This is a genomic window from Desulfobacca acetoxidans DSM 11109, from assembly GCF_000195295.1.
Classification (GTDB): Bacteria; Desulfobacterota; Desulfobaccia; order Desulfobaccales; family Desulfobaccaceae; genus Desulfobacca; species Desulfobacca acetoxidans.
In genome coordinates this window covers 1,842,588-1,864,488 of sequence record NC_015388.1, presented here as the reverse complement: position 1 = coordinate 1,864,488, position 21,901 = coordinate 1,842,588, and the positions used below count along the sequence as shown (strand labels likewise).

The window sequence follows — 21,901 nt, the reverse complement described above, 5'->3', positions numbered from 1 at the left end:
TCTGGTTTAGATTTATAAATTATTTGTTGACCACTTTTCTTAGTTTTTCAACCAGATTTTGGAGGACAATTAATTGATAATCGATCCTGGCATTCCCTGTCCGATTTGTAAGTTCCCAGAGTGCCAGATAGGCTGGAATATAGTGACCGGGATAGGTAGTTTTCGGATAGCCTACTGCCCTGATTGCCATTTGGGATTTAATGATCCCATGCCACACTTTGAAAAGACTCAAGAATATTATGTGAAGGATGATTTTTATTGCAAGCCTTCTTATAATCCCCCCGACCAAGATATTGAAGTTTATTCCTGGACCTCAAAAAAATTGGCATCGATGCTTGGGAAAACCGGGAATATCTTGGATATCGGCTGTGGGAGGGGAGATTTTCTGAATTTTATGCGGGAACGGGGATGGCGCGTGCAGGGCATCGAAATCCATCCCGGCTTGGTCGATATTTGTGAGAGTCGTGGAATAACCTGCCAAATCGGAGAATTAGGGACTTTGTCTTTCCCTGAGAATTTCTTTGACGCCATTACCTTTCGGGATGTTTTAGAACACATACCTACCCCCCCCCATCAAGTTCTTTCCCACACGGCTCAATGGTTGAAGCCCGGAGGGGTTATGTATATCAAGGTCCCCAACCTGGATTGGATCAGTGGTCCATTGGGAAAACTTTATAAGCGAGGGTTTGATCCTGGGGTACACCTCTACCACTTTTCCCAAAAAGCTTTGCGTCGCTGCCTGGAGCGAGCCGGGCTTAAACCGCTAGCCTGGGATATGGAACCCCCTAGCGCGGGCAGTCTTAAAAAATATCTCGGCTACCTGATTCTCAAATTGGCCGAAGTCATGACGATCCGGCGTTTTCCCCAGGTATATTTTTCCCTGGCGGTCTTTGCCTGTAAGAAGTGATACTGATATTACTAAGATCAAAATCGACCTGCATGTCCATACCCTGGTTTCCAAGGACGCGGCTGCTCCCTTAGCCGCGATAATCCGGGCTATGAAGCGGCTGGGTCTGAACGCCGCCGCCCTTACTGATCATAATGCTCTGGCATTGGGCCAACGTTGGCAGGAAGTTCAGGGTGTTCGTCTTATTTCTGGCGAAGAGGTGATGACTACCGAGGGCGAGATCATTGGTCTGTTCTTGCGTCAGGCCATTCCGCCGGAACTAACGCCGGAAGACACCATTGCCGCCATCAGGGACCAGGGGGGTTTGACCTATCTTCCCCATCCTTTTAAAAACACCGGCAGTCGAAACTGGGCTGAGGCGAACTTAAGACGCATCCTGCCGGGCATTGACATCATCGAGGTATTTAATGGGCGCCTGCTAAATCCAGCGGCCAACCGGCAGGCGGCGCAACTGGCTAGGGAGGTAGGGGCTTTGCAAGGGGCGGGCAGCGATGCCCACACCCCCTGGGAGGTGGGACGGGCTTACGTAGAGATGTCGGAGTTCGATTCTCCAGCTTCCTTCCTGGATAGCTTACGAACTGCTAAAATCTTTGGGCGACGGCCCTCCCGTCTCGGAAGAATCTTCATGAATCGCTTTATCAGAAAAGGTCTGCGTCAGCTCATGCTCAGGTGCGAACGGTCAAATTTACCGTAAGGACTATGGCTACCGTATTAGTCACCGACGCCAAGCAGCGCAAGGCAGTGCCGATTATCCGGGCCCTGGGCCGCCGCGGGATTCCGGTCATCGCCGGAGATGACCAGCGCTTCAGTATGGGCTTCTTCTCCAAATATTGCCGTCAGGCCCTGGTTTACCCATCTCCTGAAAACCAGCCAGAAAGATTCCGGGATTGGCTGCTATCCCAAGCCCGAAAAGGGGTCTTTGATATACTTTTCGCCATCGACGAGCGCACACTGGATGTAGTAACCAAATGTGGTGAAGAACTTGGTAAATACGTGCGGGTGCCGACGGTTCCACATGCTGTGTATGGCTTGGCCCGGGATAAGTACGAAACCATTAGTTTGGCCGAATCTCTGGGGATACCTTGTCCAAAAACGGCGAGACTGGAAAGCTTTGCAACCCTGGAGGAAGTTTATAGAACTTGGTCGTTACCGGTAGTTCTCAAACCCCGGCGGAGTTCAGGCTCCCGAGGTTTGCTTTACATCCGAACCATGAAAGACCTGCAGTCCAGCTATCAGCGCATAACACGGTTTGAGGACTATCTCGTACAGGAGTATATTCCTTCCGGAGGTGAGGCCTTGGGGGTGGAGGTTTTGCTAAACCAGCGCGCCGAACCCCGTGCCACCTTCGTCCACCGCCGCCTGCGGGAGTATCCCCTCAACGGCGGCCCGAGCACTTTGAGAGAAAGCGTCTCCAACCCAGAATTGGTAAATATGGGGATTCGATTGCTTCAGGCCATGGGATGGTATGGGGTGGCTATGGTGGAGTTTAAAAGTGACCCAAGAGATGGACAGCCCAAGCTTATGGAGATCAACCCCAAATTCTGGGGCTCCATAGCCTTACCCATCGCTTCCGGGGTGGATTTCCCTTATCTCCTTTACCGGCTGGTCCTAGATGGCGACATCGAACCGGTTAACGGCTATCGTCTGGGTGTGCGGTGCCGCTGGCTGCTGCCGGGAGATTTTCTGCACTTCTTGGCCAACCCTAAACGCTGGCAGCTTAATCCCAGCTTTTTTCAATTCCGAGGCGAAAACCTTTACTATGACCTGCTTTCCTGGGATGACCCGGGGCCGCTCTGGGGGATGTTCTGTTCGGTCTTGACTTCTTTAACTGATAAGACTTTTTGGAAGAAATACCTCTGCTCTGACCGCTGACATGAAAATACTGGCCCTAACCAAATACTTTCCCCCGGAGATTGGTACCGCTTCGCATTTGTTTTTTGAACTCTGTGAGACCTTGGTACAACGTGGCCACCAGGTAACGGCGATTACCTCCATACCCTGGTACAATCTGGAAACAGTCGATCCCAAATACAATGGTAATTTGATTTATCGTGAGACTATGAACGGCATCCGGGTGTTGCGCCTTGCCAACCCTCCCTTACCGGATGGGGTATTAAAATACCAACTCGGCCATGTTATGGTCCCACCAGTCTTCTGTCTGGGTGGCATCCTTGAGGATAAGCATGATGTGGTAATAAATTATTCCCCACCGCTGCTCATGGGTCTCACAGCCTATACTATTGCAAAAATTTGGCATGTTCCTTTTGTATTCAATGCTCAAGACCTATATCCACAATGCCTTATTGATCTGGGGCAACTTAGGAATAATGCCTTGATCTGGCTTTTTGAAAAGATTGAAGCTTTTATTTATAAGCAGTCGACCTTTATCACAGTCCATTCTGAAGGAAACAGGGAATTCCTGGAAATCAAAAAAGAAGTGCCGGCCGCTAAGGTGCAAGTCGTCTCTAATTGGGTTGATACTGATATGATACAGCCTGAGGAAAAAGACAACGATTTTAGCCACCGACATGCCTTGGGCGGTAAATTCATTGTCTCTTTTGCGGGTACCATGGGAATTTCTCAAGGAATCGTCTCGATTGTAGAAGCATGTGCTCATCTACAAGATTATCCTGATATTCTCTTATTAATGGTCGGGGGGGGAGTAGACAGAGATCTAGCGGCTAAAAATGCTGAAGATTTACATCTCAAGAATATCAAGTTTCTCCCAATGCAACCCCGGAATATATTTCCTCAGATTCTGGCTTCCTCCGCCATTTGCCTGGTTCCTTTAAAAAAGAACATTAAAACCCCAGTAATTCCCTCCAAAATTCTCAGCATCATGGCCGCAGGGCGGCCGGTGCTGGCCAGCATGCCCCTCCAGGGGGATGCACCTAAGCTTATAAATGAAGCCCGGTGCGGTATCTGTGTGGAGCCTGAGAACCCAAAAGCACTGGCGGAAGCTATTCTAAGACTTTACCATGATAGGGAACTTGGCGAATTCTATGGCCGGAACGGGCGCAAATATGCAGTCGAGCATTTTTCCCGCCAGGCTTGCGTAGCTAAATACGAAGCCCTTTTCCAGGAAGCCATAAATCAACATCGAACTTTTTAGCAGAATTCTAAAGTCTTTCTCGATATCCCCTTAACTTAATGAATTTACTTACTATCGACGTCGAGGACTGGTTTCATACTTCTGCATTGGAATCTTATATATCTAGAGAACAATGGGATGCTCAGGAGTCAAGGATAGAAAGAAACTTAATCCAGTTACTGGATCTATTGCATCAACGGGAAATAAAAGCCACCTTCTTCATCCTCGGTTGGGTGGCTGCGCGCTACCCCCAACTTGTCATGGAAATCGCTGCCGCAGGCCACGAGATTGCCAGTCATGGCTGGCGGCATCAACTGATCTACCATTTGGACCCCACAACCTTCCGGGACTATACCCGACGCGCCAAACAGCTTTTGGAGGATATCACCGGCCAAGAGGTTCTTGGCTACCGGGCCACGAGTTTTTCAGTGGTAAAAAAGACGTTGTGGGCCTTGGACATTATCAAAGAAGCAGGCTTCAGATATGATTCCAGCATTTTCCCCATCCGCCATCATGACCTCTACGGGATGGCCGATGTTCCCCGCTTCCCTTTTCGTCATGACAACGGGCTTCTGGAGATACCTCCCTCCACGGTGACGGTTGGGGGAAAAAATATCCCTTTCGGCGGGGGCGGCTATTTCCGGCTCTATCCCTACCCGCTGACCAAGGCCATGATTAAGGCAGTCAACCGCCAAGGATATCCTGCGGTTATCTACCTGCATCCTTGGGAGTTGGACCCGGAGTGCCCAAGGCTAAAAGGCTTGGATAGACGCACCGGATTCAGGCAATACGTCAATTTGCACAAAACGGCGGGGCGGTTGGAGAGATTATTGGCGGATTTTCAGTTCGGGACGATGGCGGCTTATATTGCAGATAACTTCGGCACAGGCTAGAAAGCCTGTGCCACCGGGAAATGATATATGTAGGGTGGGCATGGCCCACCAAAGAATTCAATACCATCATTACGGTGGGCAGTGCCCACCCTACACCGAATGACCAATACCCCATAACCCATTACCCGCGCCCGCGCCTACTTCAACATCTCCAGCAGCTTCACGGCGGCAGGGCTGAAAAAGGATATGCCCAAAATGCCGATGGCCACCAACAGCTTCATCCACAGGCGGATGCTTTTCAGTTCGCCGTCCAGCCTGGTAATATCGGTCTTTATCTCGGTTCTCAGGTTGCCGAGATCATCTTTGACTTCAGTGCGCAGGTTGGAGATTTCACCTTTGACTTCAGTTCGCAGGTTGGCGATTTCGGTGCGTAGATTGGCTATATCCTCTTTGACTTCAGTGCGCAGGTTGGAGATTTCACCTTTGACTTCAGTTCGCAGGTTGGCGATTTCGGTGCGTAGATTGGCTATATCCTCTTTGACTTCGGCGCGCAGGTCGGCAACATCCGCTTTGACTTCGGCACGCAGGTCGGCAACATCCGCCTTGGTGGCCAGTTCCATCAGCAGGTCGGCCTTTACCGACGTCCGTTGTTTCTCTATTTTCTGATCCAGATCCTGAAGGACTACTAATATCGGCCCGGCCTGCTGCGGCCCCAGGGCGTCTTCGATATCTTTGGCCTGTTGATAGGTAAGCATGGCATTATTCTTTCACTGTTTCAGGTCGATACGATGATGGCTTATTTCAACATCTCCAGCAGCTTCATGGCGGCAGGGCTGAAAAAGGATATGCCCAGGATGCCAATGGCCACCAACAGCTTCATCCACAGACGGATGCTTTTCAGTTCGCCATCCAGCCTGGTAATATCGGTCTTTATCTCGGTTCTCAAGTTGCCGAGATCATCTTTGACTTCAGTTCGCAGGTTGGCGGTTTCGGTGCGCAGGTTGGCGATTTCGGTGCGTAGATTGGCAATATCCTCTTTGACTTCGGCGCGCAGGTTGGCAACATCCGCCTTGGTGGCCAGTTCCATCAGCAGGTCGGCCTTTACCGACGTCCGTTGTTTCTCTATTTTCTGATCCAGATCCTGAAGGACTACTAATATCGGTCCGGCCTGCTGCGGTCCCAGGGCGTCTTCGATGTCTTTGGCCTGTTGATAGGTAAGCATGGCATTATTCTTTCACTGTTTCAGGTCGATACGATGATGGCTTATTTCAACATCTCCAGCAGCTTCATGACGACGGGACTGAAGGAGACTATCCCGAAGATGGTTAAGGCTATCAGTACTTTGATCCACAAACAGAGTGTCTTGAGATCGCCGTTGATCCTGGCAACTTCTACTTGCAGCGTCATTTCCAGGCGGGAGATATCCAAAGCCAAATTGCTCTCTAGTTGAGCCAGTTTCGGCCTGATGTCTATTCCCGCGGATCGTTCGGCGGCAAGTTGCTTTTCTTTTTTAAGGCGATCTACGTCCTGTGGCGCCGCCAAATTGGGGGCCTGCTGCGGCCCCAGGGCGTCTTCGATATCTTTGGCCTGTTGATAGGTAAGCATGGCATTATTCTTTCACTGTTTCAGGTCGATACGATGATGGCTTATTTCAACATCTCCAGCAGCTTTACGGCGGCAGGGCTGAAAAAGGATATGCCCAGGATGCCAATGGCCACCAACAGCTTCATCCACAGGCGGATGCTTTTCAGTTCGCCGTCCAGCCTGGTAATATCGGTCTTTATCTCGGTTCTCAGGTTGCCGAGATCATCTTTGACTTCAGTGCGCAGGTTGGAGATTTCACCTTTGACTTCAGTTCGCAGGTTGGCGATTTCGGTGCGTAGATTGGCTATATCCTCTTTGACTTCGGCGCGCAGGTTGGCAAAATCCTCTTTGACTTCGGCGCGCAGGTTGGCAATATCCGCTTTGACTTCGGCGCGCAGGTCGGCAACATCCGCCTTGGTGGCCAGTTCCATCAGCAGATCGGCCTTGAGCGCATTCCGTTGGTCATCAATCTTGCGGTCCAGTTCCTGTAAAGCCGCGATGATGGGCTCCGCCTGCTGCGGTCCCAGGGCGTCTTCGATATTTTTCACCCGTTGATACGAAAGCATGGTTGCACCGGTCTCAGATTTAATGGTCTGCTGGCAATATAATAAAGTATTTTTATTAACTTAGCAATAAAGAAATTCTCAGCCCATGGGTTCATATGAAACAGGTAATCCAATCTTATAAAAACGGCAAGATAACCTTAGAAGACGTACCCCCCCCGGCCGTCAAGGCTGGCGGCCTGTTAGTGCATAACGTGGCTTCTCTGATCAGTGCCGGGACCGAAAAATTGATGATCGAGATGGGCCGCAAGAGCCTGGTAGGCAAGGCCCGGGCGCGGCCGGACCTGGTGCGCCAGGCCTGGGCCAAGGCCCAGAAAGAAGGCTTCGTCAGCGTCTTTAAAGAGGCCATGAACCGCCTGGACGAGCCGGTACCGCTGGGATACAGCGCCGCCGGGATGGTCCGGGAGGTGGGGGCCGGGGTTAACGGTTATCAACCGGGGGACCGGGTGGCGGTGATGGGTGCCGGTTTCGCCTCCCACGCCGAACTGCTCTGGGTGCCGGAAAACCTCTGTGTTCCCATTCCTGCCGGAGTCGATTTTGAGGCTGCGGCCTTCGGGATGCTGGGCTGCATCGCCCTGCACGGCGTCCGGGAGGCGGGCCTCACCCTGGGAGAGAAGGCGCTCGTCATCGGCCTGGGCCTCTTGGGTCTGCTTACTGTGCAATTGCTGGCGTCTCAGGGCTGTCGGGTGATCGGGGTGGACCTGGACCGGCGCAGATGCGATCTGGCCCGGGAGCTGGGCGCCGACCTGGCCCTGGTCCCTGGCCAGGAGAACGTGGAAGAAGCGGTGGCCAACTGCACCGGCGGCCTGGGCGCCGACGCCGTGCTCATTGTCTCCGCCGGCCAGGACAACCGCCCCATCCTGCTGGCCGAGGCCGTGGCCCGGGAGCGGGCCCGTTTGGTGCTGGTGGGCGTTGCCGACCTGAGCCTCACCCGTAAGACCTTCTGGGAAAAGGAACTGCGCTTTTCCGTCTCCCGAGCGTCCGGACCCGGCAGCCTGGCGCCCCTCTACGAAGCCAAGGGTTTTGACTACCCCGTCGGCTATGTCCGTTGGACCGAACGCCGCAACCTGTCGGCCTTTCTAGACCTGATCGCCCAGGGAAAGATGAAGTTGGAGCGTCTCATCACCCACCGCTTTGACATTAATAACGCCCTGCAGGCCTACGACCTCATCCTGAAAAACCAGGAGCCGTATATCGGGGTGCTGCTAACCTATCCTGAGCCCGATCAGCCGGGGGCGGTCGGGAAACCCGCCCCGGTTGGTACTCCGTTTCTCTCGACCTCGTTTGCACTTCCTTCCCGCCGATCGCTAGGCCTCATCGGCGGGGGGATGTTCACCAGAAATATTCTGCTCCCGGCCCTGAAAAAGCTGCCCGGCCTGGAGCTGGCCCGGGCTGCCACCACTACCGGGGTGAGCGCCCACCAGATTGCCAAAAAGTACGGCTTTGCCCAGGCGAGTACGAATTATCGGGAGATCCTGCAAGATTCGGCTATCGGCAGCGTGCTGATCACCACCCGGCACAATTCCCATGCCGAGTTGGTGTTGGAGGCCCTGGCCGCCGGCAAGAACGTCTTCGTGGAAAAACCCCTCTGCCTGACGGAAGAAGACTTACACCGGATTATCTCCGCTTATGACGGCGCCCGCCTCCTGATGGTGGGGTTTAACCGCCGCTACAGCCCCATGGCCATGAATCTCAAGGCAGCCCTGGCCAACCGCACCACCCCGCTGGTGATGACCTTTCGGGTTAACGCCGGCTACATCCCGTTGGATCAGTGGGTCCATGACCCGCAGGTCGGCGGCGGCCGACTGTTGGGCGAGGTCTGCCATTTTATCGATTTCCTCGGGTATATGGCCGACTCCCCGGCGGTCCGGGTGTGCGCCGCGGCTATTTCCGGAGTGATGGGCAGGTATATTCCGGAGGACAACCTGACCCTGACCCTGAACTTCCAGGACGGCTCGCTCGGCACCATCCTCTACACCGCCAAGGGCAGCAAAACCTTTTCCCGGGAACGATTCGAGGTCTACTGCGAGGATTCGGTGGGCGTCATCGAAGACTTTCGCCAGATCCACATCATCCAGGGCGGCCGCCGCCAGACCGTCAGAAAGCTGTCCATGGACATGGGCTACGCCAACGAACTGCGGGCCTTTTTCCTGGACCACTGGGAACCCGCCGCCGCAGCCAGACTTTTTTCGAGCTATGCCAACTCTACCCAGGCCACCCTCAAGGCCCTCGAATCGCTGAGAACCCGGCAGCCGGTCCCCATCAGCTAACCTCAAATCCCCTCGCCCCGCTTGCGGGGAGAGGGCCAAGGTGAGGGGTGAATCTATTACACCTGGTTTTTGCTGACAGCTAAACGCCGGCATAACTCATCACCCATTACCTATTACCCATTACCTGTCCTTACCCATGTTAAGCTTCTTTGGCCGCAAGATTTCCCTCTGGAAACTGGTCCTCCTGGCCGGTGATGCGCTAGCATTTGTGCTGGCGGTCGGGGCGGCTATGCTCATAAATCCCAAGCTGAGCGACTTCTGGTCTTATCTTGCTAATAATGCAGCGGAACTTATACTCGTGGGGTTTACCTATTTCGGCATGTTTTATATCGCCGATCTCTATGATTATCAGCAGGATTTTAGGCGCTGGCAGTATCTATCCCGGCTGCTCTGCGGGTCGATTATCGGTACCCTGGCGATTATCGTACTGTATTTCTTCCCCCTGGGTGTCTTCATCGGCCGCATCCAGATTACTATCCAGGCCGGTATTTTTACCTTACTGGTGATAACCTGGCGCTGCCTCTTCTCTGCCCTGGCCTTGCCGCGGCGCCTGAGGAGACAGTTATTGATTATCGGGGCCGGGAAAGCCGGCCGACGACTTTTGGAGGCCATCCACCGGCGGCGGCACAGCGGTCTGGAGGTCATCGGTTTTATCGACTAGAGTTTAGAATCTACGATTGATTAAAAAAATGTATCAGCCACGAAAAAAAGCTTGACAGACCCGCGCAAACGCGTGGTCGCCTTTGGCGACCAATCGAGAAAAGAAAATTCTTTTCTCGGGAGGTTGTTCAATGGCTACAAAACTTCTTATCCCCTATCAAGTTCTTGCTCAGTGGCTCACTATCCTATGGCAGGCGGTGCCTATCAAGCTCCGTCCCACGTTACTCGAACTGCTCTTTGGCAACATCTTATCAGGATCTGGTCATATCACCGATGCTATCCTCACTGTGTGCGCCAAAACGAGTTGGAGCAATTACTTCAAGGCCCTACAGAGCAATGGTTTTTCTTGGTTAAGCCTTTGCCGCCAATGGCTTGTCCTCGTGTTGCGTTACTTTCCTCGTCTCACCATTACCCTGGTCATAGACGATATGTTGACGCCCAGAACCTCGAAAAAAGCTCCTTCGGCAGCGATATATCACGATCATGCCCACAGACCCAACCGGCCGCCGTTCATCTTCGGGCAATTACGGGTGGCTTTAGCCATAGTGTTAACATATGCCGGCAGAACCGCAGCCTTCCCATGGTTATGGCGGCTCATACGAACTACGGGAAACACATCAAAGCTGAAAGCCGCCCAAGTTTTGATGGCTTTAGCTCGTCAATGGGTGCCAAGAGCCATCGCCATACGACTTCTACTCGACGCCTGGTATATGAAAAAAACTCTGGTGCTCCGTCTGATCCATCAGGCAGTGACGGTCATTGGTCAGGTTCGCCGAGACACCGTATGTTATCTCTTGCCCACCCAGCCATCCTCCCCTCGACGGGGAGCACCTCGCAAGTATGGAGAGAAATTGACCTTCGCCAAGGCCAAACCCTTGCTGCCCTTACAACACGCGTCTATCAAGGCGTATGGCAAAACCCGACGCTTCGAATTCTATACTGCCCAGGCCAAAGTCCGATTCTTAAAAGGACATATTTGCCGAGTAGTCTGGTGCCGCTTTCTGCAGGATTCCGGAAAATGGACCAATTGGGCCCTGTTGCTGGCTACCGATCCCACCTTGACGGCAGCGAATGTGATCAAATTGTACAGCCGTCGTTGGTGGATAGAACCGATGTTCAACGAGATCAAGCACAGCTTTGGTCTGATCAATGCCTGGCAGCAGTCTCGCCAGACATTGGCCCGTTGGACAACGCTCATTTCCCTGAGTTACAGCTTGCCAAGGTTACTGGCTCTCTGGCTTGGCGACCAGAAAGGAGCGCAACTTTTCCCTATCCCTTGGCGTCGGCAGCAAGCCGTAACCGCAGGCTGGATCGTCAAAGCAGTCCAACAATATTTTCGACTTGTCAACATCAGGGCCTGCTGGGATCGAAAATCGCAAAAATTCGTGCTGCCCAACGAGGATTTTATGGCTACCTGCAAAAAAGCAGCATAAAGTTCGCATTTCTTAATGACATTTCGTCTGGTTGATACCGTTACCACATACGGTGACGCTGAAGTACGTTGAAAATTTGGCAACAAGAAAATGCGCAGATTCTAAACTCTAGTTATCGACGATGATCCCCAAAAAATCGGCGCCGAGATCGACGGGGTGCCGGTGTTGGGGGATTCTGCTTCAATCCCGCGCATTAAGGCTACCTTCGGGATCAATCTGCTGGTGGTCGCCATTACCCATGAAAAATCGCAGCAATTGATCCAGGTTCTGACCAGGATCTGCTGGAAGGACTGCCAGGTGTTGGATATGCCGAGTTTCTATGAATTCCTGGCTAACAAAATCCCCATCGAACATATTTCCGATGTCTGGCTTTTTCTGAACAGCCTGCGGTCCAACCAGTTTTACTATCGACGCCTGAAAAGAATCTTCGACCTGTTCCTGGCCTTTTTCGCCCTCGCCCTCTCCTGGCCCTGCTTTATCCTTATTGCCCTGCTTATTAAACTGGACAGCCCGGGGGCGGTCTTCTATCTGCAGGAGCGTTTAGGGCAGGACGGCAAGCCTTTTTGGCTCATCAAGTTTCGCTCTATGATCGAGAATGCCGAAGTCAATGGTCCCCAATGGGCCGAAGCGGAAGACCACCGCATCACGCGGATCGGCCGGTTTTTGCGTAAAACCCGCCTGGATGAACTGCCCAACCTGCTCAATGTCATCAGAGGCGATATGAGTGTGATCGGACCCAGACCGGAGCGGGAGGTCTTTATCCAGGAGTTTATCCAGCCGGTGTTAATCTGCCGCCAGGCACAGCTTGCCGCTGCCGTGGTACCCGTCAAGATCAACGAAGTTCAGGAAAAGGTGCCTTACTACAGCTATCGCCTGCTTGTCAAACCGGGTATCACCGGCTGGGCCCAGGTGATGTACTCGTATACCGCCTCCATGGAGGAAACCTGGGAGAAACTCAAGTACGATCTCTACTATATCAAGAATATGGGGTTCTTTCTGGACCTGGCCATCCTGCTCAAGACAATACGCATCGTCCTCTTCGGCCGGGGGCGGTGATCTATTTTACCTAACCACTGATTACTAACCATATCTGGAGCAATATATGAGTATTTGTAGGGTGGACTACGCTAACTGGAGCAGTATATGAGTATTTGTAGGGTGGACAATGCCCACCCTACCCCTAACCCCTAACCTCTAACCTTATTTGGAGCCATACATGGCCGACTACAAAGCCTTTTACCGCCAGAAAACCATTCTCGTCACTGGCGGCGCCGGGGCCATCGGCAGCAACCTGACCCGGGCCCTCGGGGAACTGGGGGCCAGGCTGGTCATTGTCCTGGACGACCTGTCCTCCGCCTCCCGCTGGAATGTCCCGGCCCTGCCCAATGTCCTCTTCGTGGAAGGCAGTATCCTGGACGAAGTGGAGCTTAAACGGGTATTTTTCGAACGCCCCGATATCGTCTATCATCTGGCGGCCCTGTTCGCCAACCAGAACTCCCTGGACCACCCCGAGACCGACCTGCTGGTCAACGGCCTGGGCACCCTGAAAATCCTGCAATACTGCCAGATGGCCGGGGTGCAGCGCTGCGTCTACGCCTCCTCCGGCTGCTCCATCTACGGCAGCAGCGCCCCCCTGCCGCTGACCGAGGAATTCATGTCCCTGCACCTCAGTTCGCCCTATCAGATCACCAAGATGCTGGGGGAACTCTACGGCAATTTCTTTCACCACCACTACGACCTGCCTGTGGTCAAGGCCCGTTTCTTCAATTCCTACGGCCCTGGCGAAATTCCCGGCCAGTACCGCAACGTCATCCCGAATTTCATCTATTGGGCCATGCAGGGCCAGACCCTGCCGATCACCGGCACCGGCGAGGAGACCCGGGATTTCACCTACGTCGGGGATATCGTGGACGGCCTGCTCCGGGCCGGCTACTTTGAATCGGCCATCGGCCAGGAATTTAATCTGGCCTCCGGGGTTGAGACCCGGATCGGCGATCTGGCTCAGATGATCAACGACCAGGTGGGCAACGAGGCCGGGGTGAAGTTTACTGAACGCCGCAAATGGGACACCAAGCCGCGCCTCCTGGCCTCGGTGGATCGGGCCCAAAACCTCATCGGCTACCAGCCCCACACCCCCTTTGAAGAGGGCCTCAAAAACACCATCGCCTGGTTCAAGGACAACTGGAACCTTATCAGCCCCGACGCCCGCTTCGGCCCCGGCATGTCATCGGCAGTGCGGGAAGCAGGGGCGCAGGGGTAAGATAAACTGTTAGGCTTTACCGGCTTTAAGGGGGAAAAGAAGGATAGGTATTGGAATAGTATTGCTCAATCTGGCAGTATTATCACTACAGTAATTTCACTAAAACTGCTACGAGCGCCACACCGCCCGTCAGCATCCCGCCCAACCGCAGGGTCAGGTCATGGCGCAGGCGCATCTCCATCTCCTGCATATCCCTTCGAAGGCCGGTTTCCAGCTCCTTGATCCGCGTTTCTAGTCGGATTTCCAATTCTTTCAGGTCCTGTTTGGTGGCCAGGCGCTCCTCCACAATCCCGGCTACGGCCTCGGCCAGGGCCTCTGCCTGATCCTCGGTGAAATTTGCGGTTTTCAATTTTTTGGCGAATTCCAGGGTATCAAAAGCCAGGGTGCGCATCTCGGAACCTCAAGGGCAAGGGCACATGAAGATTGAAAGTCATCGGTCTAACTTCACAGCAATTTCACTAAAACCGCCACGAGCGCCACACCGCCCGTCAGCATCCCGCCCAACCGCAGGGTCAGGTCATGGCGCAAGCGCATCTCCATCTCCTGCATATCTCGGTGCAAACCGGTATCTAACGCTTTCATATCGTGGCGCAGGCCGGTTTCCAATTCTTTCATGTATTGCCGGAGACCGGTCTCCAGCTCCTTGATCCGCGTTTCCAGCCGGATTTCCAGTTCTTTCAGGTCCTGTTTGGTGGCCAGGCGCTCCTCCACAATCCCGGCTACGGCCTCGGCCAGGGCCTCCGCCTGATCCTGGGTGAAATTTGCGGTTTTCAATTTTTTGGCGAATTCCAGGGTATCAAAAGCCAGGGTGCGCATCTCGGAACCTCGAAGGATAATAACTCGGGATGCTTTTCATATTAACAGATTAACTAAAAATGTCAATCTCTTAACTATCATCCTGATTAAGTCCGATATCGCCCGGCCGCACCTATGAAAACCGTCCTCCTTATCTTCGGCACCCGGCCAGAGGCCATTAAGATGGCCCCAGTGGTGCTGCGCCTGAAAGAAGCGGGGATTTTCAGAGTCAAAGTAGCCGTCACCGCCCAGCACCGGCAGATGCTGGACCAGGTGTTGGAGATTTTTGAGCTCAGGCCGGACTATGATCTGAATATCATGGCCCCGAATCAGGATCTCTTCGATATCACCAGCCGGGTGCTGCTCGGACTGAAGCCGATCCTGAAACAGGAAAAACCCGACCTTGTCCTGGTGCATGGGGATACTACGACTACCTTCGCCGCTGCCCTGGCGGCTTTTTACAGTCAGACCCCGGTGGGCCACGTGGAGGCAGGCCTTCGCACCCGTGATAAACACCGGCCATATCCTGAGGAATTAAACCGGCATCTCACCGGAGTTATTGCCGACTATCACTTTGCCCCCACCCCTTGGGCCCGGGACAATCTCCTGGCCGAAGCCATCCCGCCGGAACGCATCTGGATAACCGGCAATACGGTCATCGACGCCCTGTTCCTCGTTGCCCGCCGCGTGCAGCAGGAGGCCAGCCACTGGATTGAGTATTTTGCCCGGAAGCATCAGGTAACCTTTGACGGCCGGTCCCTGCTGCTGGTCACCGGCCATCGGCGGGAGAACTTCGGCGACGGCTTCCAGCATATCTGTCTCGCCCTGCGAGACCTGGCCGAGCAGAACGACAACCTGCATATTGTCTACCCTGTCCACCTCAACCCCAACGTCCAGCGACCGGTGCGCCAGATTCTCGGTGCCTGTCTGGATACCCCCTCTACATCTTCAGCTAATACCCACCGTAGCTGTATCTCCCTTCTACCCCCTCTGGACTACGCCCCTTTTGTTTACCTCCTCAGCCGCTGCCATTTTGTCCTCACCGACTCCGGCGGCATTCAGGAAGAGGCCCCCGCCCTGGGAAAACCGGTCCTCGTAATGCGGGACGTCACCGAACGCCCGGAAGGCCTCTGGGCCGGAACAGTGAGGCTGGTGGGGGCCCAACGGCAGCAGATCACCGCAGCAGCCAATGAGCTTCTAACCGATCCCACGTGCTACCAAAAAATGGCCCAGGCCGCCAATCCCTATGGAAACGGCCAGGCCGCGGAAAAGATTGTTGATATTCTAAAGACTATCTGAACCCCGCCGGGCCGACGTTGCAAGCGCCTGGACCCGTGCTGAGTTATAATCGGCGTAATCTCAAACCACTGTATCCTAAGACGAATATTTGGCCGGAGCGGCAAATCTACTATTCGCCCTATAATTGTGGGTGAACATACGATTATCGGTTCCAATAAATTATCATGTTCGTAACAGTTCAGTCTTCTGAGGCTTTAGCCCGGATAATTCACCAAAATCCCATATACCCGGTGGCACAGGCTTTCCAGCCTGTGCAAAAAAACAGTCTGTATTTCAGGTAAGCCTGTTAATCCATGGCATTAAAATGAGTTAGCTATCTTTTTCAAAATATCATGAATAAAGCGGGTTAGGTATGTTACTACGTTTACCCCCCTTATCCCCCCGTAAACGGGGGGGGAAAGTTCCCTCCCCGTTCACAGGGAGGGTGAGGGTGAGGATGTTTTTCATCTTTTCCTCAACACGCTGAACTGTTACTCATGTCCTAAAGAACACAACGAAGCATGAAAACTGAACCGTGGCAGCTGCTCACAATAATGCTTTTTTGCTCACCGCTCACTGTTTTCATACACATTTTTCTCATCGACCATGTTCAAAATAAGCGGCGGCCACGGGCCGCCCTATACCATAATCGATAATTTATCGGCAATTTACTCATAGGGCGGGCCGCGCCCGCCGTCTTTAAGAGCAATGTTTTCGTATAAGTTCACATGTTCTCCCGAACACAACGAAGCATGAAAACAGAGGCGTAGAGGCTACAAATACATTCTGTTTTTATATAAGTAACAGATTGTTGCGTTTTATTCACACCTCAGGTTATTGCCTCTTTCAAAATAGACAAAGCCTCATGAGCAGCAACTCATAAGGCTTCGAAGTTATCTACCCGGTGCTGCCGCCAGCAAGGCCAAGGCCATGGCAGCAAGCACCGTAATGGCATCAAGTGGTAGTCCCAACGGGACTCGAACCCGTGTCTCTGCCGTGAGAGGGCAGTATCCTAGGCCACTAGACGATGGGACCAATCGGTTATTATGTATGGTATTTTTTTTTGCCTGTCAAGCGATTTCATGGCCCTTATCAGACTGAGTCATGCTATAATAATAATCGAAATGGCAACGCTGATCAGGTAATTTCCACCCGAAACGAGAGGGCCCGATGTTTAAAAATATCCTGGTTTTTCTTGATGGCGGCGAAGAATCCCAACGTGGATTGAGCGCCGCGACCTCGCTGGTACAGCAGACCGGCGGCCGCATCCGGGGATTGTTTGTCAAAAAACTTGAAATAGCGGAAATTGCCCTGATGCCGCCCGGTCATGATCTGGGTGCCGGTTCGCCAGTAGTTATCGATCCGGAATTGCTTGCCAGCATGGAGGCGGAACAGGAAGCTGCAGCCCGACGGTTGGCCGAATTATTCGCCACTGTGGCCGGTCCCTTAGCCAGTGGATTAGAAGTTGTGCGAGGTGATGTTGTAGAAGAGCTAGTCCAGGCCTCTCACACCGCCGACCTGGTCGTCATGGGGCGCAACCGCCTGGCCTCCGGCAATCGAACCGATTGGCTGAGCGAAATCACCCGCAGCGTCTTGAAGCGCTCCTGGGCACCGGTGTTGCTGCCCGGCAGCGATCCGGAGCAGATGCTGGCCGGACCTTTCCTGCTGGCCTATGACGCCAGCCCGGCGGCTAACCGCACCCTGCGGCAGCTTACCCGCCTGGCAACCCTGAATCAGGCGCCGCTGACCGTGCTATCGGTAGGACCTCCGGAAACTACCACCGCCTTTCTGGAGGAAGCGCGTTCGTATGTGTGCCCCTATAACTTGAATGTCTCTTTCGAACCCCGTGAGGGAAAGCCTAGAGAGGTTATCCAGTCAGTTGCAGGAGAGCGCCGCTTCTCCCTCATCGGCTTGGGAGCCCATGGCCATTCCAAATTAAAGGATGTTGTTTTAGGCACTACGGCAGAAAAAATGCTCCTCCACCTACCCCAGGCCTTCTTGATCTGCGCCCGGTAGCAGAAATGGATAATTAAAAGTCCAAAATCCCAACATAAGGAGAAAAGACCAAGATTATCAATCGCCTGAGAATGCCTCCGGATAGAGTCTGGAATCTCGAATCCCAATTTTTAAGAATCAGCAGATTTATTGATTATTTTCCAATCTGGCATTGAGGTCTTCCAGATATTGCCACAAACGCCTGATCTCGGGGTGCAGCTGCCATTCCTCGGGTTTGCTGGCGTATCTCTCCCCCTGATTAATAAACTGATAGAGATAAATTTCGCAGGCTCGGTACTCCTGGTTGTCTCCGGCCCAACGGGTGAAGTTGCCCGGGAAGATGCCGGCGAGCTTCCAACCTCGCCCAAACTTCATGGTCTCCGCCTGGGTGATGGTGTGCCAGGTTTCCAAGAAGGTGGTAAGGTATTCCGCCCCCGAGCTGCGGGCCATGCACCACATGATCTCCCCTAACAGACCCATGAGGCCCAACCGGCGGTAATCCGGGTGCGTGCCAGCAAAAGTATACTCTATCTGAAGATTTTTATCGGACTTGGTCATCAGACTTCCTGCCGCCAATCTTCCGCTAGCCACCTCTTCCACCACCAGCATGCAGCACTTTTTGCCCCGGGCCTCCTGTTCCCAAGTTTCCGCAAAGATAACGCGGGAGACGTACTCTTCGGGAAAAAGGATCCATTCATGCTCTGAACCGTAGATTTCCGGATACGCCTGCCGCCAAAGTTCCGCCACTGCCTCAGTATCGGCTAAGTACAGGATGCGGGCGCTAAAACGGCCGTCGGTCGAAATCCGGGGTTCGGGCCTGACCCAGAGGACTTGTTTGTCTCTGATAGCCCGGGTCAGACAACTGCGCCCCATGGGGCGATAGGGACGGTAGCGGGTCATGTCGAGAAAAGACATCAGCACCTCCACAGCAGAGAGAAACACTATCGGTCAGCAACTGGTCACCGCAAAATATTCTGTATTTTCGGCGGTCATGTAACCATGAAGACAACAGGCAAGGAAGCTTGGGATTGTTTACCTGCCAGGTTAGGTTCTGATTCTCGGTCATAATACAATCGCCCGACCAGATAATGGCATTATACCGTTCAATTCTCTAAACATATAAATCCTTATAATTACAATTAGTTAATCGATATGGTCGAATATCTTTTTAATAACTGTTTATATATCGAAACAGAACAGAATATTATACTCAGTAAATACTATATAACTATATGATATTATTATGCTATAAAAAATCCCAGTCCCAGGTATATTTATTGCAATTATCATTCAAGAACGTATCGCACAAATATATTACTTCAGGAGGTTTGTCTATGAGGAAGAAGAAGCTGATGTTAACCCTGCTGGTGGCGGCTCTCACCTTGGTGCTGAGCAGTGGCCTGGCCCTGGCCTTCCAGCAAACCTTTTTTGGGGAGGACCTCGGTTTGGGCGAAGGCACCCCCCTTTCCTCCTGGCCCAACGCCGCGGCGGCCAGGAGTTCCTTTCTTTCTAATCTCATAGGGGTCGGCACCGAGAATTTTGAGAGCTATGCTGATGGTACCGGCGCTCCCCTTGCCATCACGTTTCCCGGCGCCGGCACCGCCACTCTGAGCGGCACTGGCTATGTAAACAGTGTTACCCCGGGAACTACGAATGGGGACGGCCGCTATGCCACTTCCGGTTCGAATTATTGGGAAGGCAGCGGCACCTTTTACATTGAGTTTAACAGCCCGGTCGCGGCCTTGGGATTCTATGGCATCGATATCGGCGACTTCAGCGGCCAAGTTACCCTAAAAACGGAAAACGGCGTCACCACCAACTATACCATCCCTAATACTGTCAATGGTAAAGGAGGTTCCGTCCTCTTCTATGGGGTGATTGACACCGACAACCCCTTTATCACAGCAACCTTTGGCAATACCGCTTCTGATACCGACTATTTCGGTTTTGACGATATGACCATCGGCTCTGTGGAGCAATTTCAGCCGGCGCCAGTGCCGGGTGCCTTAATGCTGCTGGGCACCGGCCTTTTAGGTCTCCTGGGCCTGCGGAGATTTTCCCGCAACTAGTTTACTTGCGGTTATACGCTCTACCCCGGCGCCCCGGCTCAAAACCGGGGCCTTTTTATCTGCCGGGACCACCCTTTGATCCGGCGCTGCAGCTCACTGCTCATACATGACGGCGCCCGTGTCCCTGGTATCATAACCGCCCATGGCCGCCACCGTGGTCTTGAACTCCTCCGAGCAGATAATTGCCCATAACTTCTGAAAACGCCCGTCGGCAAAGGTTGTCTCCGGCACGACCAGGTCATAGCGTTCGGTGACCACCGGAATAAACTTCAGTCCCAAGGCCCTGGCCGCTGCCATAATGCCCAGGCCGGCATCAGCAGCGCCAGAGAGAACGTTCACCGCCACGGCCATATGGGTGTACTCCTCCTGCTGGTAGCCCTGGATCGCCTGAGGTTTAATTCCTAGTTGGGCCAATTGGTAATCCAACAGGATGCGGGTGCCGGAGCCGCGCTGCCGGTTGGAGAACTGGACGCCAGGGCGGATTAAATCCTGAAAGCCCTGGATACGTTTAGGATTGTCGGGAAGCACCATGAGCCCCTGGGCCCGGTGCACCAAATTAATGAGCTTCAGGGGCAACTCCGGCAGCAGTCGCTTGATATAGGGCACATTATAAGAGCCGGTCTCAGGATCAAAGAGGTGGCAGCCGCCCAGGTGGGCCCGATGGTTTTGCAGGGCCAGCAGCCCGCCGGTGCTCCCCACATGGGCCGAAGACAGGCGGAGATCAGGGTGATGCCGCCGGAGGAGGGTGGCCAGCACATCCAAGGTGTTGTCGTGGCTGCCGATGACCACCAGGGTCTGCTCCAGTAGTTCGGGAGAGAGCAGCAGTTCGGTGAGAACCGATTTTTCCGCCTCCACCCCTTCGCTGGCGGCGGGGATGCGGATGAGGCCGTCGGCCCGGACCAGTGAGGTGATCGTCCCGGCACCCCGGGGCAAGGGTGTGGCCATGATCCGCTCGCCTACCTTACCCAGGGTCACCCGGATAAACTCCTCCAGGCCGGCCTTGGAGGGGATTTTTTGGGCTGGCTGAGCCGCCACCGTAGGCCGGGGCGGCAGATGACGCCCCAGGATGTCGCTCAGAAGCGGGGCGGCGAACTGATCAAAAGAGAGCGCCGCCGAGACCGGGTAGCCAGGATTGCCCATGACCGGTTTGCCCTGCACCACGCCCAGGATGGTCGGTTTACCGGGCATCATGGTCACGCCGTGCACCAGCACCTCTCCTAATTCGGCAATGACCTGGGCGGTGTAATCCTCGGTCCCGGCCGAAGAGCCGGCATTGATGATGACCATATCCCCCTGCTGCACTGCTTCCGCCAGGGCGGCCCTGATCTCCTGGCGGCGGTCGGGGACAATGGGGCGAACCTCGGGCAGGGCGCCCAACTGCTCGGTTAGGGCGGCCAACATTAGCGAGTTAAATTCGATAACGCGGCCAGGAGGAACCTCGCCGGCTTCAATCTCGGCAACCGAGATCAATTCATCCCCGGTAGGAATAATAACCACCCGCGGCCGCCGCCGGACGAGGAGACGAGTCACTCCGGCGGCCAAGAGCGCCGCCAGAGCGTAAGGCGTCACTTCGGTCTTTTCCGGCAACACCATCTCGTGGGCCACCAGATCCTCCCCCACCTTGCGGACGTGCTGCCAGGGATAAGCCCCAGCCTCAATTTGAATGGTCGCCTCATCTCGCGGATGGACGTTTTCCACCATGATGACCGCATTTGTCCCGCTCGGCAGAGGATTGCCGGTATTCACCGGAAATGCCTGCCGTCCGAGTTCCAGGAGCTTCGGTCTATCCTGGCTGGCCCCAAACGTAACTTCGGCCGCTACCGCATAGCCGTCCATGGCGGCGCTGTGATAGTGGGGTGAGGACAATCGGGCGAAAACCGGCACCGCAGTTACCCGACCGAGGGCCGCAGACGTCAATATTTCCTCGGGCGGCAGGAATGTATCCGGGTCAAAACGGGATCGAAAAAGCTGGCGCGCCTCTTCCACCGTCTTCATTTTCAGGTAGATATGACGTTTCATAAGACCTTTATTGCCACTTGGCCGACAGCGCCCTCGTGAAAATGAGGGAACCCGATGTTAGCACTATTCTCCCCTGCATAATCTTTTCCTCATGATAATTGACAATTATTCATTTAAAGGTTAAATTATTATTTTAAATTAAAA

Annotated in this window: 21 protein-coding genes and 1 tRNA gene; 13 read left to right on the top strand and 9 right to left on the bottom strand. The window is 53.8% G+C overall.

What is annotated here, in order from left to right; translation table 11 throughout:
- The first annotated feature begins 208 nt into the window (after positions 1–208).
- From DESAC_RS08210 to DESAC_RS08190, 5 genes are read left to right on the top strand one after another with little or no spacing between them, the layout of a single operon-like run.
- Positions 209–907 (top strand): class I SAM-dependent methyltransferase, encoded by a 699-nt coding sequence (locus tag DESAC_RS08210; RefSeq protein ID WP_148231208.1) that lies wholly within the window; start codon positions 209–211, stop codon positions 905–907.
- Complete coding sequence (locus DESAC_RS08205; RefSeq protein ID WP_013706607.1) at positions 891–1,601, top strand: PHP domain-containing protein; 711 nt, start codon at positions 891–893, stop codon at positions 1,599–1,601. The genes DESAC_RS08210 and DESAC_RS08205 overlap by 17 nt, the downstream gene beginning before the upstream one ends.
- A gap of 5 nt (positions 1,602–1,606) precedes the next feature.
- Positions 1,607–2,779, top strand: coding sequence for a carboxylate--amine ligase (locus DESAC_RS08200; protein WP_013706606.1), 1,173 nt, complete (start codon positions 1,607–1,609; stop codon positions 2,777–2,779).
- 1 nt (position 2,780) lies between these two features.
- A complete protein-coding gene (locus DESAC_RS08195) occupies positions 2,781–4,019 on the top strand; it encodes a glycosyltransferase family 4 protein (protein ID WP_013706605.1) in 1,239 nt (412 codons plus the stop codon).
- Between the two features lie 38 nt (positions 4,020–4,057).
- Complete coding sequence (locus tag DESAC_RS08190) at positions 4,058–4,891, top strand: XrtA system polysaccharide deacetylase (protein ID WP_013706604.1); 834 nt, start codon at positions 4,058–4,060, stop codon at positions 4,889–4,891.
- Positions 4,892–5,028: 137 nt separating this feature from the next.
- Here the strand turns inward: DESAC_RS08190 and DESAC_RS08185 are convergent, their stop codons facing one another.
- Genes DESAC_RS08185 through DESAC_RS08170 form a run of 4 tightly spaced genes read right to left on the bottom strand, consistent with a single transcriptional unit; the run spans position 5,029 to position 6,981 of the window.
- The gene (locus tag DESAC_RS08185; protein WP_013706603.1) at positions 5,029–5,586 is read right to left on the bottom strand and encodes a CCDC90 family protein; all 558 of its coding nucleotides are present in this window, start codon (positions 5,584–5,586) and stop codon (positions 5,029–5,031) included.
- 41 nt (positions 5,587–5,627) lie between these two features.
- Positions 5,628–6,053: a hypothetical protein gene (locus tag DESAC_RS08180; RefSeq protein WP_013706602.1), complete on the bottom strand. Its 426-nt coding sequence runs from the start codon at positions 6,051–6,053 to the stop codon at positions 5,628–5,630.
- Positions 6,054–6,094: 41 nt separating this feature from the next.
- Positions 6,095–6,436 (bottom strand): hypothetical protein, encoded by a 342-nt coding sequence (locus DESAC_RS08175; protein WP_013706601.1) that lies wholly within the window; start codon positions 6,434–6,436, stop codon positions 6,095–6,097.
- A gap of 41 nt (positions 6,437–6,477) precedes the next feature.
- Positions 6,478–6,981: a coiled-coil domain-containing protein gene (locus DESAC_RS08170; protein ID WP_013706600.1), complete on the bottom strand. Its 504-nt coding sequence runs from the start codon at positions 6,979–6,981 to the stop codon at positions 6,478–6,480.
- Between the two features lie 95 nt (positions 6,982–7,076).
- On the opposite strand from DESAC_RS08170, the gene DESAC_RS08165 reads away from it, so the two are divergent.
- From DESAC_RS08165 to DESAC_RS08145, 5 genes are all read left to right on the top strand, one after another.
- Positions 7,077–9,248, top strand: a complete 2,172-nt coding sequence (locus tag DESAC_RS08165; RefSeq protein ID WP_013706599.1) for a Gfo/Idh/MocA family oxidoreductase — start codon at positions 7,077–7,079, stop codon at positions 9,246–9,248.
- A gap of 136 nt (positions 9,249–9,384) precedes the next feature.
- Positions 9,385–9,909: a nucleoside-diphosphate sugar epimerase/dehydratase gene (locus DESAC_RS08160; RefSeq protein ID WP_041283874.1), complete on the top strand. Its 525-nt coding sequence runs from the start codon at positions 9,385–9,387 to the stop codon at positions 9,907–9,909.
- A gap of 130 nt (positions 9,910–10,039) precedes the next feature.
- On the top strand, positions 10,040–11,341 hold the full coding sequence (locus DESAC_RS08155) for an IS701 family transposase (protein ID WP_013706598.1): 1,302 nt from the start codon (positions 10,040–10,042) through the stop codon (positions 11,339–11,341).
- A 162-nt stretch (positions 11,342–11,503) separates the two neighbouring features.
- On the top strand, positions 11,504–12,397 hold the full coding sequence (locus DESAC_RS08150; protein WP_052301921.1) for a sugar transferase: 894 nt from the start codon (positions 11,504–11,506) through the stop codon (positions 12,395–12,397).
- Positions 12,398–12,557: 160 nt separating this feature from the next.
- The gene (locus tag DESAC_RS08145; protein ID WP_013706597.1) at positions 12,558–13,601 is read left to right on the top strand and encodes an NAD-dependent epimerase/dehydratase family protein; all 1,044 of its coding nucleotides are present in this window, start codon (positions 12,558–12,560) and stop codon (positions 13,599–13,601) included.
- 85 nt (positions 13,602–13,686) lie between these two features.
- Here DESAC_RS08145 and DESAC_RS08140 read toward each other — a convergent pair whose 3' ends face one another.
- Together DESAC_RS08140 and DESAC_RS15780 are read right to left on the bottom strand one after the other, a co-directional pair.
- A complete protein-coding gene (locus tag DESAC_RS08140) occupies positions 13,687–13,992 on the bottom strand; it encodes a CCDC90 family protein (protein ID WP_013706596.1) in 306 nt (101 codons plus the stop codon).
- 53 nt (positions 13,993–14,045) lie between these two features.
- Positions 14,046–14,417, bottom strand: coding sequence for a CCDC90 family protein (locus tag DESAC_RS15780; protein ID WP_013706595.1), 372 nt, complete (start codon positions 14,415–14,417; stop codon positions 14,046–14,048).
- A gap of 114 nt (positions 14,418–14,531) precedes the next feature.
- Here DESAC_RS15780 and wecB point away from each other — a divergent pair, with 114 nt between their 5' ends.
- Positions 14,532–15,695 (top strand): non-hydrolyzing UDP-N-acetylglucosamine 2-epimerase, encoded by a 1,164-nt coding sequence (gene wecB, locus DESAC_RS08130; RefSeq protein ID WP_013706594.1) that lies wholly within the window; start codon positions 14,532–14,534, stop codon positions 15,693–15,695.
- Positions 15,696–16,633: 938 nt separating this feature from the next.
- Here wecB and DESAC_RS08125 read toward each other — a convergent pair.
- Positions 16,634–16,709, bottom strand: a tRNA-Glu gene (locus DESAC_RS08125).
- Positions 16,710–16,844: 135 nt separating this feature from the next.
- Here DESAC_RS08125 and DESAC_RS08120 point away from each other — a divergent pair.
- Positions 16,845–17,690, top strand: a complete 846-nt coding sequence (locus DESAC_RS08120; RefSeq protein WP_013706593.1) for a universal stress protein — start codon at positions 16,845–16,847, stop codon at positions 17,688–17,690.
- A 126-nt stretch (positions 17,691–17,816) separates the two neighbouring features.
- On the opposite strand, the gene DESAC_RS08115 is transcribed toward DESAC_RS08120, so the two are convergent.
- Positions 17,817–18,584 (bottom strand): hypothetical protein, encoded by a 768-nt coding sequence (locus DESAC_RS08115; RefSeq protein ID WP_013706592.1) that lies wholly within the window; start codon positions 18,582–18,584, stop codon positions 17,817–17,819.
- A 419-nt stretch (positions 18,585–19,003) separates the two neighbouring features.
- Here DESAC_RS08115 and DESAC_RS08110 point away from each other — a divergent pair, with 419 nt between their 5' ends.
- The gene (locus DESAC_RS08110; protein ID WP_013706591.1) at positions 19,004–19,738 is read left to right on the top strand and encodes a hypothetical protein; all 735 of its coding nucleotides are present in this window, start codon (positions 19,004–19,006) and stop codon (positions 19,736–19,738) included.
- Between the two features lie 93 nt (positions 19,739–19,831).
- Here DESAC_RS08110 and DESAC_RS08105 read toward each other — a convergent pair whose 3' ends face one another.
- Positions 19,832–21,757 (bottom strand): molybdopterin biosynthesis protein, encoded by a 1,926-nt coding sequence (locus DESAC_RS08105; RefSeq protein WP_013706590.1) that lies wholly within the window; start codon positions 21,755–21,757, stop codon positions 19,832–19,834.
- Positions 21,758–21,901 lie beyond the last annotated feature (144 nt).